Raw genomic sequence first — 14,173 nt, 5'->3', positions numbered from 1 at the left:
GCTCCGGAAGCTTCCGTTATCCGTCGTCATTCGCGGTTTTGCGCGAGTGACGCCTTGGCACGCTGGTGATGGAAAAAACGGTTCATTGCACCTTGGAAAAGCGTTTGTGCAGCAGCTCCGGGTCCTTGAGCAGGGCCGCAGCGCTGGCAATGTCCGGCGCTAGCCAGCGGTCCTGGTCATAGGCCGGGACCCGCTCGCGCAGCAGGCACCAGGCAATACCGGTGCCGGTGCCGAAACGCTGCTCCTTGAGAAACTCGAAGGCCTGGGCCGCCAGCAGGTACTCGATGGCCAGGATCTGGGTACAGTTCTCCAGCACCTGATGCAGCTTCAGGGCGGCATTGGTGCCCAGGCTCAGGTGGTCCTCCTGCAGGCCCGAAGTCACGTAGTTGTCCAGCACCGCCGGCTGTGCCAATTGACGGTTCTGGGCACACAGCGAAGCCGCTACGTATTGCACGATCATCATTCCGGAGTTGACCCCGGGCTCGCTCACCAGGAACGCCGGCAAGCCGCTGACATGGGGGTTGATCAAGCGGTCCAGGCGACGTTCGGCAATGGAGCCGATCTCGGCCATGGCGATGGCCAGCAGATCCGCCGCCAGCGCCACCGATTGCCCGTGGGGGTTGGCCTGGGACACCACCCGATAGTGATCCGGGGTGCCCAGCAGCAACGGGTTGTCGGTCGCGCCATTGAGCTCGGTTTCCACCTGTTTGATCGCATGGGCCAGTTGATCCCGGGCTGCACCATGTACCTGGGGAATGGAGCGGATACTCAAGGCGTCCTGGGTGCGGATGCCGCGGCTAGCGGCGATGACTTCACTGCCATCGAGCAAGGCCCGCAGGTTGCTGCCCACCACCTGCATGCCGGGGTGCGCCTTGAGGGCAATGATCTGGGCATCGAAGGCGTCGATCTGACCGCGCTGGGCTTCGAAGCTCATGGCGCCGATCACGTCGGCCCACTGCAACAGGCGACTGGCATCGGCCAGGGCCAGGCAACTCAGGCCCGTCATGCACGGCGTGCCGTTGACCAGGCACAAGCCATCCTTTGCCCCCAGTTGCACCGGCTGCAGCCCCTCTTCGGCCAGGGCCTGTTCGGCGCTGACAACACGACCGCGATAGCTGACCTGACCGACGCCAAGCAAGGCGATGCCAATGTGGGCCATATGAGTCAGATAACCCACCGAACCCTGGGACGGCACCTGTGGAGTGATGCCACGATTGAGCAGGGTCAGCAGCGCCTCGACCACTTGCCGGTGGATGCCGGATTTGCCGTGGCTGTAGTTGATGATGGCGGCACAAAGGATCGCCCGGGTCTGCTCATCGGCCAGCGCCGGCCCGACACCGCAGGCATGGCTGAGCAAGGTGTTGCGCGACAGCTGGCTGAGTTGCTCACCGGCCAGCACCACGTTGCACAAGGCGCCAAGGCCCGTGCTGATGCCATAGGCCCGTTCGCCACTGTCCACCACCTGGCGGACGATGGCCTGGGCATTGTCGATACGCGCCCAGGCCTGGGCCGAAAGCGCCAGCTGCGCGCCATGACGGGCGACAGCGACAACATCCTGCCAACCCAGAGGGGCGTCGGCGATAACGATTTTTTCAGCCTGGGACATCGGGGGACCTCTTCTTGCAAACCTTGGGTTGTCTGCCGCTTTGCCGGACCTTTGGCCGGCAAGCCGGCTCCTACACGGTGGCGGCGCGGCGCTGGACGAAACGATCGACGTACTCATCCGCCGGCGAATGCAGGATCTCCTTCGGCGTACCCACCTGGATCAGGCGGCCGTCCTTGAGGATCGCGATGCGGTTGCCGATGCGTACCGCCTCGTCCAGGTCATGGGTGATAAAGACGATGGTCTTGTGCAGGGTCTTCTGCAGCTCCAGCAGCTGGTCCTGCATCTCGGCGCGGATCAACGGGTCCAGGGCGCTGAAGGCTTCATCCATGAGGATGATGTCGGTGTCCGCGGCCAGGGCCCGGGCCAGGCCGACCCGTTGGCGCATGCCGCCGGACAGCTGGTGCGGGTACTTCTTCTCGTAACCCTTGAGGCCCACGGTGTTGATCCAGTGCAGGGCCCGCTCGGCGCACAGCGACTTGCTCTCGCCACGCACCTTGAGGCCGTAGGCGACGTTGTCCTGAACATTGCGGTGGGGCAGCAGGCCGAAGCTCTGGAACACCATGCTGATCTTGTGTCGGCGGAATTGGCGCAGGGCTTCCATGTCGTATTGCAGGATGTCTTCGCCATCCACCAGGATCGCCCCGCTAGTGGGGTCGATCAGGCGGTTGAAGTGGCGCACCAGAGTCGACTTGCCGGAACCGGACAGGCCCATGATGACGAAGATCTCACCGGTGCCGATGCTCAGGGACAGATCATTGACCCCCACCACGCAGCCGGTCTGGGCCAGTACCTGATCCTTGCTCTGGCTCTGGCGGATCATCGCCAGGGCATCAGAGGGGCGGTTGCCGAATATCTTGAAGACGTTCCTGACTTCGATCTTGCTCACGGCAGCACTGCTCATTTGCTCACCTCATGACGTGGACGACCGTAGGCCTGGGTAATGCGGTCGATCACCACCGCCAGAATCACGATCGCCAACCCCGCTTCCAGGCCGCGCCCGACGTTGAGGGTCTGGATTCCCACCAGCACATCCTCGCCCAGGCCGCGGGCCCCGATCATCGAGGCGATCACCACCATCGACAGGGCCATCATGGTGGTCTGGTTGATCCCCGCCATGATGCTTGGCAGGGCCAGAGGCAGTTGCACGCCGAACAGCTGTTGCCAGCGGTTGGCGCCGAAGGCGTTGATCGCCTCCATCACTTCACCGTCCACCTGGCGGATGCCCAGGTCGGTGAGACGAATCAGCGGCGGTGCGGCATAGATCACCGTGGCGAAAATCGCCGGCACCTTGCCCAGGCCGAACAGCATCAGCACCGGGATCAGGTACACGAAGCTGGGCATGGTCTGCATGATGTCCAGCAGCGGCATCAATACCGAACGCAAGCGGTTGCTGCGAGCCGAGAGAATCCCCAGGGGAATGCCGATCAGCACCGAGATCACGGTCGCCACCAGCATCAGCGCCAGGGTCTGCATCAGCTTGTCCCACAGGCCGACGGCGCCCACCAGGAACAGCAGGCCGACAATCACCGCCGTGGTCAGCAGCTTGCGGGTGGAGTGCCAGGCAATGCCGCCGACAATCGCCAGCATCAGCCACCAGGGCGCCATGCGCAGCAAGCCTTCAAGGTTGACGATGGCCCACAACAAGGTGTCGGAAATGTGCCGGAACACATCACCGTAATTGGTCACCAGGGAGTCGACCCAGCCGTTGACCCAGTCGGCGATGGAAAAGGTGAAGCTTTCTGGAAACATAAGAAACTCTCGATCAAAGGAGGTTGTGGTCCAGCCTCCGACGGCTCTTGTGAACCGTCGGAAAAGCCCGACCTACAAGGCCGCGTCGATTTTCCTGGCAGCGTCGTCGCTGACCCATGGGTGCCAGACTTCAGGATGTTCCTTGAGAAAGAGTTTCGCCAGTTTCGGCGACTCGATGCGTTCGCGAGTCATGCGCGCCAGATTCTGGTTAAGCAGATCGATGGGCAGGTTGGCCTTGGCCAGTACCGCCACCAGTTCAGGAGCTTCGTCATGAAAGGTCTTGGACAGGCCGACCTTGATGCTCACGCTCTTGTCGACGCCGGGTTTCTCCTCCAGCTTGACCAGATCCACCTGGCCCATGAGCGGGGTCGGCGACCAGTAGTAGAAGAGAATCGGTTCGCCACGCTTGTAGCTCGACAACACCGCCGCATCCAGGGCCGGGCCGGTGCCCGGGCGGAAGTTGGTGTAGCTGCTTTCCAGGCCGTAGCTCTTGAGCATCTCGCTGTTGTCCAGCTCACAGGTCCAACCGGCCGGGCAGTTGTAGAAGCGGCCCTTGCTCGGTTCTTCCGGGTCTTTGAACACGCTGGCGTACTGGCCCAGGTCGGCGATATTTTTCAGGTTTGGCGCCTTGGCTTCGAGCTTGCGCTTGGCGTCGCCCTCGATCACATAGCGCGGCACGTACCAACCTTCGACGGCTCCCACCACCGGCGCGCCGACGCCCACCACCTTGCCGGCCTTCTCGGCCTTGTTCCACACCTCGCTGCGGCCCACCCACTCTTCGGCGAAGACCTGGATGTCATTGCTGCCCAGGGCGTTCTCCATGGTGATGGAGTTGCCCGGCAGGCTATCGGTCTTGCAGTCGTAGCCCTTCTCCAGGACGAACTGCAGGACGTCGGTCAGCAACATGCCGCTTTCCCAGTTCAGGCCGGCGAACTTCACCGGTTTGCCCGACTCGCACCAGCCGGCCGCCTGGGCGCCGGAAGCGGCCAGCAAGCCCATGGACAGCAACGTGGTCAGCAGGGTCTTATGCATTTTCATTGTGTGACGCTCCTAATCATGAGTTGGCTTACGGCAGTTAAGAGGCATCCAGCCCTGTCCACGTCCCGTCAAGACTCACACCGCAGCAGCGCGACGGGCCTGACTCAGCTTTTGTTCGTTGGGCGCGTCCTGCTCTACCGGCAGGATCAGGTGCTCGGGCACCGCGCCATGCCACTTCTTCGCGCAGACGTAGTACAACGCCGCGGGCACCACCAGGCCGATGATCCAGGAGATATCGGTATCGCCCAGACTCGCCACCAGGGGGCCGGTATAGAAGTGGGTGGAAATGAACGGCATCTGGATCAGCACGCCGAACACATAAATAGTGATGCCCATGGCATTCCAGCGCCCGTAGCGGCCGTCCGGGTTGGACAGCGCCGGGATGTCATAGCGCTCTTTGGTGATGCAGTAGAAATCCACCAGGTTGATCGCGCTCCAGGGCGTGAAGAACGCCAGCAGGAACAGGATGAAAGACTTGAATGCGCCGAGGAACGAGTGCTGGCCCAGCAGCGCGATCAGGGTCGCGGCACCGACGATCAGCAACACGAAGATCAACCGCTGCAAGCGCGTCACTTTCAGCTCGCCGCGAAAGCCGCTGATGATGGTGGCGATGCACATGAAGCTGCCGTAGGAGTTCAGCGTCGAGATGGTCACCTTGCCGAAGGCAATGCTGAAATAGAGCAACGCCGCTATGGCGCCAGTGCCGCCCAAGCCGACAATGTAAGCCACCTCACGACCGGCGAACTGGCCCTTGGACAGGGCCGCGGCGAACACCCCGAGCACCATCGCCACCTGGGCACCGATCACCGAACCGGCACCGGCGGCGAGGAAGGTCTTCAATGGCGACGTCTTGCTCGGCAGGTAGCGCGAATAGTCGGCGACATAAGGCCCGAAAGCGATCTGCCAGGATGCGGCCAACGACACCGCCAGGAGGAAGCTGCTCCAGCTGAAGTGCCGAATCGCCAGCAAGGCGCTGACGTCGGTCTGGCTCAGCAGCCGGCTGAACAGGTAGAAAAAGGCGATCACGCCGATCACGCTGGCAACCCGGCCGATGTAGTGAATCACCCGATAGCCAAGCACCGTGACCAGCACAATGACGCTGGCGAAAATCAGGATGCCGATGCTGTCACTGACACCGAACATCTGGCCCAGCGCCTGCCCGGAAAGCACCGTGCCGGTTGCGGTGAAACCCAGGTACATCAGGCACACCAGCACCATCGGGATGGCCGCGCCATAGACCCCGAACTGCACCCGGCTGGAAATCATCTGCGGCAGACCGAGCTTCGGTCCTTGCGCCGCATGCAGCGCCATCACTGCGCCGCCCAGCAGTTGCCCGATCAACAGCCCGATCAACGACCAGAACACATCACCGCCCAACACCACCGCCAGAGCGCCGGTGACGATGGCCGTGATCTGCAGGTTGGCACCCAGCCACAGGGTGAACTGGCTCAAGAGACGACCGTGTCTTTCCGCTTCCGGGATGTAGTCGATCGAACGCCTTTCGATCAACGGCTTGCTGCTTGCACGATCATTCGCTAAGGCCATGGACGTCAAACCTCTATGGGCACTGCAGACGATTTCCACTGTAGGAGCGAGCTTGCTCGCGAGGCGGTGCAGCTGATGCACCGTGGTGCTTGCTTCGCCAGCAAGCTGGCTCCTACAGGGAGAGTGGGGTGAACCGATGCTGCGGTTACTTACCGGTGATCATCGGCAGGTTCAGGCCCTGTTCCTTGGCGCAGTCGATGGCGATCTGGTAGCCGGCGTCGGCGTGACGCATGACCCCGGTGGCCGGATCGTTGTGCAGCACCCGGGCAATCCGCTCGGCCGCTTCATCGGTGCCGTCGCAGACGATGACCATCCCCGAATGCTGGGAGAAGCCCATGCCGACACCGCCACCGTGGTGCAGGGAAACCCAGGTCGCACCACTGGCAGTGTTCAACAGGGCGTTGAGCAGCGGCCAGTCGGACACGGCGTCGGAGCCGTCCTGCATGGATTCGGTTTCACGGTTCGGGCTGGCCACCGAGCCGGAATCCAGGTGGTCGCGGCCGATGACGATCGGCGCCGACAGCTCGCCGCTGCGCACCATCTCGTTGAACGCCAGGCCGAGCTTGGCGCGCTGGCCCAGGCCGACCCAGCAGATCCGCGCCGGCAGGCCCTGGAAGCTGATGCGCTCGCGCGCCATGTCCAGCCAGTTGTGCAGGTGGGCATCGTCAGGGATCAGTTCCTTGACCTTGGCGTCGGTCTTGTAGATGTCCTGCGGATCACCGGACAGCGCCGCCCAACGGAATGGACCGACACCACGGCAGAACAGCGGACGGATGTAGGCCGGGACGAAACCTGGGAAGTCGAACGCATTTTCCACGCCCTCTTCCTGGGCCATCTGGCGGATGTTGTTGCCGTAGTCGAAGGTCGGAACCCCCATTTTCTGGAAGGCCAGCATGGCTTTGACGTGCTCGGCCATGGACTGCTTGGCGGCCTTGATCACGGCAGCCGGCTCGGTCTTGGCGCGGTCGCGGTACTGCTCCCAGGTCCAGCCTTTGGGCAGGTAGCCGTTGAGCGGGTCGTGGGCGCTGGTCTGGTCGGTGACCATGTCCGGACGCACGCCACGGCGTACCAGTTCCGGCAGGATTTCTGCGGCGTTGCCACACAGGGCGATGGAGATCGCGCGGCCTTCGGCGGTGTACTTCTTGATGCGTGCCAGGGCGTCGTCCAGGTCGGTGGCCTGCTCGTCGACGTAGCGGGTCTTGAGGCGGAAGTCGATGCTGGTCTGCTGGCACTCGATGTTCAGCGAGCACGCCCCGGCCAGGGTCGCGGCCAGCGGTTGCGCGCCGCCCATGCCACCCAGACCGGCGGTCAGGACCCAGCGACCCTTGAGGTTGGAGTCGTAATGCTGGCGACCGGCTTCAACGAAGGTTTCATAAGTGCCTTGGACGATGCCCTGGCTACCGATGTAGATCCAGCTGCCGGCGGTCATCTGGCCGTACATGGCCAGGCCCTTGGCGTCCAGTTCATTGAAGTGCTCCCAACTGGCCCAATGCGGCACCAGGTTGGAGTTGGCGATCAGCACCCGCGGCGCGTTGCTGTGGGTCTTGAACACGCCCACCGGTTTGCCGGACTGCACCAGCAGGGTCTCGTCGTCATTCAGCTGGGTCAGGGCTTCGACGATCTTGTCGTAGCACTCCCAGTTGCGCGCGGCGCGGCCAATGCCACCGTAGACCACCAGTTCCTTGGGATTCTCTGCAACTTCCGGGTCGAGGTTATTCATCAGCATGCGCAGCGGCGCTTCGGTCAGCCAGCTCTTGGCGGTCAGCTTGTTGCCACGTGCAGCGCGGATTTCGACGTTGCGGAATTGGGTGGGTTTGCTGTCAGTCACGGAAAAACTCCTCGGCGATGAGTCCAAGGTGCGAAGAGGATTCCATCGACTCTTACGCACACATATTTACTTGTACATACAAGCATATGCAATCAAGCGGCCAACTCGCTTGAGACGTACCTGAAAAACCTTGAGAGCAAACCGCAAGCCTTGCTGGACAAGGCTTTCAACAGGGCGAGAATTTTCCAGAAGAGTTTTTTGGCCGCAGCGAAGCTGTTACCAAAACCCGGTTTTGCGCTGTGCTGGGGCGTTCGGTAACAAACTGGTGCGCGAGAGAAACAGCAATTGCAGGGAGATGTGTGCCCGTTCTGCACGGCAGGTGCGGGCTGGGGTTCCGGCGCAGCGAGGGAACGAATAGAAGCCGGTAGCAGGCCGTATCCCGGCCTGCACCCAGCCACAATGATCAGATGGCGGTGAGTTCGATGACGCAGCAGCGTCCATCGGTGGCGATTTCCATAACCCCGGCATTGTCATCCAGGCGCAGGCAGTCATAACGCCCCAATGCCTGCACCGGGATGCTGCCCGTGTCCACCCAGGTCTGCTCGGCGACACTGAACACCAGCACGGTGTGCGCCTGGGTGAAGAAGCGTTGCTGACCATCGAACCACTGCAAGCGGGCGACGTAACGCTCAGGGCAATAGATCAGGTTGAAATCGCGGATCGCGCCCTCCAGCAAGGTGCAATTGACCTGGCTGGCACCGCTGAAGGCAAAGGGGTCCAGGGGCAGCAAGGGCCGAACCTCTTCGCCATCGACCGTCAGTTGCATGCCCGCACCCTGCAGCACGGTGATGATTCGCTGATAACCGGCAAAGCTGGAAAAGCCGCCGGATTCGCCGATATCGGCAATCGACAGGCGCCAGCCAAAACCTTCCAGGCCAGTGCCGGCGTCACGAGTGATTTCTTCGGTGCTGCCGCCGCCGTTTTTCCATGGCATGCGCGGGTAGTCGGCGGCGCGTAACAAAGTGGACTGGATCATTTATGAAAGCGCCCTTCCAGACGATGACGGGAACCGGGGTGGATCAACCGGGCGGCGGTCACCGGCTGGCGCCCGGACCAGGTGCGACGCCGAATCAACAGGCACGGCTCGCCACGCTCGATCTGCAGCAGCTCGCACTCTTCGGGCTCGGCGAGAATCGCCTCCACCACATGCTCGCCCTCGGTCAGGGGGGCGACCTGGGACAGATAGGCGTAAGGGGTTTGCAGGGTGAAGTCCTGCTTGAGGTACTCCGGCGCCACCAGGGCGTTGACGAAGCGATCCTCGATCTGCACCGGGATGTCGTTCTCGAAATGCACGATCAGCGAGTGGAAGACTCGCTGCCCTTCGCGCATGTCCAGGGCCAGAGCGCGCTCGGAACCGGCAGCCTCTTCGCCCAGGGTGACGACCCGGCAGGTGTGGCGATGACCGCGGGAGGCGATCTCGTCGGCAATGTTGTGCACTTCGAACAAGGCCGATTGGCTCTTGGGTTCGGCGACGAAGGTCCCCACGCCCTGCATGCGCACCAGCATGCCCTCAGCGGTCATTTCCCGCAGTGCGCGGTTGATGGTCATGCGGCTGAAGCCCAGCTGATTGACCAGCTCGCTTTCCGAGGGAACGCGGTAATGCGGCGGCCAGTTTCCGCTCTCGATCTGCTGGGTGATCATCTGTTTGACGCGGGCATACAAGGGCGCCGGACTATCGCCCAGATGGGCAGCCAGCGGCGATTTGGCAGGCGGAGTCGGCACGGGAAATCCTTGTTGAGCAAAAAAGGTGACTAGCTTGCCGGAGTTTACCGAGCAGGCAAACGTCTGTATATGTATATACAAATAACACACGATGGGGTGCTTGAACCATGTCCGCCTTCTTCGCCGAACGCGCGCTGCTGCCTGATGGATGGGCCAACCATGTACGTCTTGAAGTCAGTGCCGACGGCCTGCTGACTCACATCCAGGCCAACGCCAGTGCAGAAGGTGCAGAACAGCTCAAGGGCCCGCTGCTACCCGGCATGCCCAACCTGCACTCCCACGCGTTCCAGCGAGCCATGGCCGGGCTGGCGGAAGTGGCCGGCAACCCCAACGACAGCTTCTGGACCTGGCGCGACCTGATGTACCGCCTGGTGGGCAAGATCAGCCCTGAACAGTTGGAGATCATCGCCCGCCAGCTGTACATCGAAATGCTCAAGGCCGGCTACACCTCAGTGGCGGAATTCCACTATGTGCATCACGACACCGACGGCCAGCCCTACGCCGACCCTGCCGAGCTGTCCCGACGCATCAGCCAGGCGGCCGCCAGCAGCGGCATCGGCCTGACCTTGCTGCCCGTGCTGTACAGCCATTCGGGATTCGGCGGCCAGGCCCCCAATGACGGCCAACGCCGCTTTATCAACAGCACGGAAAACTACCTCCAACTGCAACAGCACTTGCAGCCCCTGCTGGCGCAACAGGCCAACCAGCAGTTGGGCCTGTGCTTTCACTCGTTGCGCGCGGTCACGCCACAGCAGATCAGCGAAGTCCTGGCCGCCAGCGACCGCCAATGTCCCGTACACATCCACATCGCCGAACAGCAGAAGGAAGTCGACGACTGCCTGGCCAGGAGCGGACGCCGCCCACTGCAATGGTTGTATGAAAACGTCGCGGTGGATCAACGCTGGTGCCTGGTCCATGCCACTCACGCCGATCCGGAAGAAGTCAGCCTCATGGCCAAAAGCCGGGCCATTGCCGGCCTGTGCCTGACCACCGAGGCCAACCTGGGCGACGGTATCTTCCCGGCGGTGGACTTCCTCGCCCAAGGCGGACGCCTGGGCATCGGCTCCGACAGCCACGTGTCTTTGAGCGTGGTGGAAGAACTGCGCTGGCTGGAGTACGGCCAACGCCTGCGGGACCAGCGTCGCAACCGCCTGTACCGCGCCGACCAGCCCATGGTCGGCCGCACTTTGTACGATGCCGCGCTCGCTGGCGGCGCTCAGGCGCTGGGGCAACCCGTAGGTACATTGGCCGTGGGCAAGCGCGCCGACTGGCTGGTGCTGGATGGCAACGACCCTTACCTGGCCACCGCGGATGGCGACGGGATTCTCAACCGTTGGTTGTTTGCCGGCGGCGACCGCCAGGTACGGGATGTGATGGTGGGTGGTCAGTGGGTGGTGCGTAACGGACGTCACGCCGCCGAAGAAGACAGTAGCCGGGCCTTCACCCAAGTCCTGCGCGAGCTGCTCAACTGACCCCAAGTTCGTAGGAGCCGACGTGCTGGCGAAGGCATTCTCACGAACGCCTTCGCCGGCCAGCCGACTGCTACAGGGAATGAATCTATTTCGAGGTCTTGGCCATGGCCGAGTCCGACACCCGCCAGATCAGTCGCGTGGTGTCGTAGCCCTGCTGACGCGCCTTGCTCAGCAACTCTTCACGCACCGTCTCATTGACCTCCTTGGTCCGCGACAGCAACCACAGGTAACGGCGGTTGGGATTGCCGACAATCGCGGTCTTGTAGTCATCGCTGACATACAGCACCCAGTAGTCGCCCTTGGTCGCCCCCGGCAGCAGCCGCGAGAACCAGTTATCGAACTCGACCCACAGCTTGTCGGTCTTGCCCGGCACCTGAGGCGTTGCCGTGCCACGAGCCTCCTCCCACTTCCACTCCGGGGTCAGGCAGCGGTTGAGCACCGCCACGTTGCCCTCCGGCAACAGGGTGTAGCGGGCCTCGGATTGCGCACAGTTACGCTGGAAATACATCGGCAACCGCGCCAGCTCGTACCAGGTCCCCTGGTAACGCTTGAGATCGACGTGGTTGACGGTCTTGGGCGCCAGCGAATCGTCCCGGGACGTGGCGCAGCCGGCCAAGAGCAGGCCGACCAGAAGAGTGAAAACAAAACGCATCATTATTTTTCTCCCGTGGGCCCGAAGCCCCGGTTTTTTACTTCAGGCCTTGCCCGGAAAACATCAGAACCTTGTCACCGGCATACTGCACGCTGATAAAGCTGTTCTTGTCGCCCCAGGTGCAGCTGGACATGCCCAGCGCGCCCGAACAGTCAGTCGGCTTGCCCAGGAGTTGTTCAACCTCGGCCTTGGGCATGCCCGCCGAGAGCTTGGAATAGTTTTCCTGATTGACCTTGCTGCACGCAGCCAGCAGCACGCAGAACGACAACAGAGCGAGAGAACGCAGGGACATGGTGAACTCCTGGACGAAAGGGGGAAGGCCTGTCAGCCAACCAGAAGCTTAGAAGAGAAAACCCCCTTCTGGTTCCCCGCTCGGCCGGGTATTTCTTGCCCGGTGCTCCGGGCATTTTCCCGGTAAATCAAACACCTTTTCGCCTTGCCCTGCTGTTCGTCGGTTTTTCTCCACGAGGCCTCATCTTCAGTAATAGCCAGTCGACATAACTGCAGCGCAAAGCCCTCCACTGTGGCAAATTGACGCCCCTCGTTGACCAGCCCATCGCGGTAGTTCACTTAATGACCAGCAATATGAAATTCAGCCACAAGATCCTGCTTGCCGCCGCCCTTGTGGTGGCCGTCGCGTTCGCCTGTTTTATTCTGTTCAATGACTACCGACAGCGTGAGGCCCTGCGCAGCAGCACCGAGTCCACCATGCAGGAACTGGGCAGCCTGACCACCAGCAATATCCAGACCTGGCTGGAAAGCCGCATCCAGCTCCTGCAGTCTCTGGCCCAGCAGATCGCCGTGGATGGCAACGGCGCCGAGAGCCTGAAACGCAGCGTCGGCCTGCCCGCCTATACCAGCAACTTCCAGCTCAGCTACTTCGGCGGCCAGGACGGCGTGATGTTTTCGGTGCCGGCCGGCAATCGCGCCGCCGACTACGACCCCCGCGCCCGCGGCTGGTACAAGGCGGCCACCGGCGCGCAACGGACCATCGTCACCGAACCCTACATCGCCGCTTCATCCGGCAAACTGGTGATCACCGTGGCCACCCCGGTGCAGCATCAGAACCAGATGATCGGCGTGGCCGGCGCCGATATTGACCTGTCGAGCATCAGCGCCATCATCAACTCGCTGAACTTCGGCGGTCATGGCCAGGCCTTCATCGTCAGCGCCGACGGCAAGATCCTCATCCACCCCGACAGCAAACTGGTGCTCAAGAGCCTCGCCGAAGCCTATCCCGCGGGTGCCCCGAGCATCAGCCCCGGCCTGAAAGAAGTGCAGCTGAACGGCAAGACCCAGTTCATCTCCTTCACCCACGTCAACGGCGTGCCCTCGGCCGACTGGTACGTGGCCCTGGTCCTGGACAAGGACACCGCCTTCGCCGTGCTCAGTGAATTTCGCACCTCGGCGATCATCGCCATGCTGATCGCGGTAGTGATCATCATCAGCCTGCTGGGCATGCTGATCCGCATCCTGATGCAACCGCTGCACGTGATGGGCCGGGCCATGCACGACATCGCCGAAGGCGAAGGCGACCTGACCAAACGCCTGGTGATCCATGGCCACGACGAATTCGGCACCCTGGGGGTGTCGTTCAACCGTTTCGTCGAACGCATCCACAGTTCGATCCGCGAAGTGTCCTCGGCCACCGGCCAGGTCAACGAAGTGGCCCTGCGCGTAGTCGCCGCCTCCAACTCGTCGATGTTCAACTCCGACCAACAGGCTTCGCGCACCAGCAGCGTGGCCGCGGCCATCAACCAACTGGGCGCCGCCGCCCAGGAAATCGCCCAGAACGCCGCCCTCGCCTCGCAGCACTCCAGCGAGGCCCGCAGCCTGGCGCAAGACGGCCAGCAAGTGGTGGATCAGACCATCGCCGCCATGCATCAGCTGTCGGCAAAGATCAGCAGCTCCTGCGACAACATCGAGACCCTCAACAGCAACACGGTGAACATCGGGCAGATCCTCGAAGTCATCACCAGCATTTCTCAGCAGACCAACCTGCTGGCCCTCAACGCCGCCATCGAAGCGGCTCGCGCCGGTGAGGCCGGACGCGGTTTCGCGGTGGTAGCGGACGAGGTGCGTAACCTCGCCCACCGCACCCAGGATTCGGCGCAGCAAGTGCAGAAAATGATCGAGGAGCTGCAAGTGGGCGCCCGTGAAGCGGTGGGCACCATGACCGAGAGTCAGCGTGAGAGCGAAAGCAGTGTCGGCATCGCCAACCAGGCCGGCGAACGCCTGGGCAGCGTGACCCAGCGCATCGGCGAAATCGACGGCATGAACCAGTCGGTGGCCACCGCCACCGAGGAGCAGACCGCGGTGGTGGAGTCGATCAACGTCGACATCACCGAAATCAACACCCTGAATCAGGAAGGGGTGGAAAACCTGCAAGCCACCCTGCGCGCCTGCGCCGACCTGGAACAACAGGCCAAGCGCCTGCAGCACCTGGTGGGCAGCTTCCGTATCTGAGGAGCAGCTTCGCCGGCAAGCCACCTCCTACCAGTATTCGTAGGAACCGGCTTGCCGGTGAAATCATTCGATTGCGGACATTCGGCAATACAGTC

Annotated in this window: 13 protein-coding genes and 1 pseudogene; 3 read left to right on the top strand and 11 right to left on the bottom strand. The window is 62.4% G+C overall.

Annotated features, from left to right (window positions below; translation table 11 throughout):
* Positions 1-82: 82 nt before the first annotated feature.
* The 8 genes from LOY69_RS01985 to hutC form a co-directional block, all read right to left on the bottom strand.
* Positions 83-1,606, bottom strand: a complete 1,524-nt coding sequence (locus LOY69_RS01985) for an HAL/PAL/TAL family ammonia-lyase (RefSeq protein WP_253084288.1) — start codon at positions 1,604-1,606, stop codon at positions 83-85.
* Between the two features lie 70 nt (positions 1,607-1,676).
* On the bottom strand, positions 1,677-2,507 hold the full coding sequence (locus LOY69_RS01980; RefSeq protein WP_265074073.1) for a quaternary amine ABC transporter ATP-binding protein: 831 nt from the start codon (positions 2,505-2,507) through the stop codon (positions 1,677-1,679).
* The gene (locus LOY69_RS01975) at positions 2,504-3,355 is read right to left on the bottom strand and encodes an ABC transporter permease (protein ID WP_102862765.1); all 852 of its coding nucleotides are present in this window, start codon (positions 3,353-3,355) and stop codon (positions 2,504-2,506) included. The genes LOY69_RS01980 and LOY69_RS01975 overlap by 4 nt, the downstream gene beginning before the upstream one ends.
* 72 nt (positions 3,356-3,427) lie before the next feature.
* Complete coding sequence (locus LOY69_RS01970) at positions 3,428-4,393, bottom strand: ABC transporter substrate-binding protein (protein ID WP_102882106.1); 966 nt, start codon at positions 4,391-4,393, stop codon at positions 3,428-3,430.
* A 75-nt stretch (positions 4,394-4,468) separates the two neighbouring features.
* A complete protein-coding gene (locus LOY69_RS01965) occupies positions 4,469-5,938 on the bottom strand; it encodes a purine-cytosine permease family protein (protein ID WP_102882107.1) in 1,470 nt (489 codons plus the stop codon).
* A 145-nt stretch (positions 5,939-6,083) separates the two neighbouring features.
* A complete protein-coding gene (hutU, locus tag LOY69_RS01960) occupies positions 6,084-7,766 on the bottom strand; it encodes a urocanate hydratase (RefSeq protein ID WP_102862762.1) in 1,683 nt (560 codons plus the stop codon).
* Positions 7,767-8,169: 403 nt separating this feature from the next.
* Positions 8,170-8,742, bottom strand: a complete 573-nt coding sequence (locus LOY69_RS01955) for a HutD family protein (protein ID WP_102862761.1) — start codon at positions 8,740-8,742, stop codon at positions 8,170-8,172.
* A complete protein-coding gene (gene hutC, locus LOY69_RS01950; protein WP_102862760.1) occupies positions 8,739-9,488 on the bottom strand; it encodes a histidine utilization repressor in 750 nt (249 codons plus the stop codon). Before hutC ends, LOY69_RS01955 begins: the two co-directional genes overlap by 4 nt.
* Positions 9,489-9,595: 107 nt before the next feature.
* Between hutC and LOY69_RS01945 the strand changes: the two genes are divergently transcribed.
* Positions 9,596-10,960: a formimidoylglutamate deiminase gene (locus LOY69_RS01945; protein WP_265074072.1), complete on the top strand. Its 1,365-nt coding sequence runs from the start codon at positions 9,596-9,598 to the stop codon at positions 10,958-10,960.
* Between the two features lie 85 nt (positions 10,961-11,045).
* Here the strand turns inward: LOY69_RS01945 and LOY69_RS01940 are convergent, their stop codons facing one another.
* The 3 genes from LOY69_RS01940 to LOY69_RS01930 are packed head-to-tail and all read right to left on the bottom strand — an operon-like array spanning position 11,046 to position 12,182.
* Positions 11,046-11,615 (bottom strand): lipocalin family protein, encoded by a 570-nt coding sequence (locus LOY69_RS01940; RefSeq protein ID WP_102862758.1) that lies wholly within the window; start codon positions 11,613-11,615, stop codon positions 11,046-11,048.
* A 34-nt stretch (positions 11,616-11,649) separates the two neighbouring features.
* On the bottom strand, positions 11,650-11,904 hold the full coding sequence (locus LOY69_RS01935; protein WP_011058771.1) for a hypothetical protein: 255 nt from the start codon (positions 11,902-11,904) through the stop codon (positions 11,650-11,652).
* A gap of 32 nt (positions 11,905-11,936) precedes the next feature.
* A complete protein-coding gene (locus LOY69_RS01930) occupies positions 11,937-12,182 on the bottom strand; it encodes a hypothetical protein (RefSeq protein ID WP_102882110.1) in 246 nt (81 codons plus the stop codon).
* Between the two features lie 3 nt (positions 12,183-12,185).
* Between LOY69_RS01930 and LOY69_RS30440 the strand changes: the two are divergent.
* Positions 12,186-13,220, top strand: a pseudogene (locus LOY69_RS30440) (cache and HAMP domain-containing protein); the annotation flags it as partial.
* Positions 13,221-13,313: 93 nt separating this feature from the next.
* Complete coding sequence (locus LOY69_RS30435) at positions 13,314-14,078, top strand: methyl-accepting chemotaxis protein (protein ID WP_371826192.1); 765 nt, start codon at positions 13,314-13,316, stop codon at positions 14,076-14,078.
* Positions 14,079-14,173 lie beyond the last annotated feature (95 nt).

Origin of the sequence: Pseudomonas sp. B21-059 (assembly GCF_026016285.1) — a bacterium.
In the GTDB taxonomy this organism is placed as follows: domain Bacteria; phylum Pseudomonadota; class Gammaproteobacteria; order Pseudomonadales; family Pseudomonadaceae; genus Aquipseudomonas; species Aquipseudomonas danubii.
The sequence above is the reverse complement of the archived record's forward strand: the minus strand, read 5'-3'. Positions and strand labels throughout refer to the sequence as shown.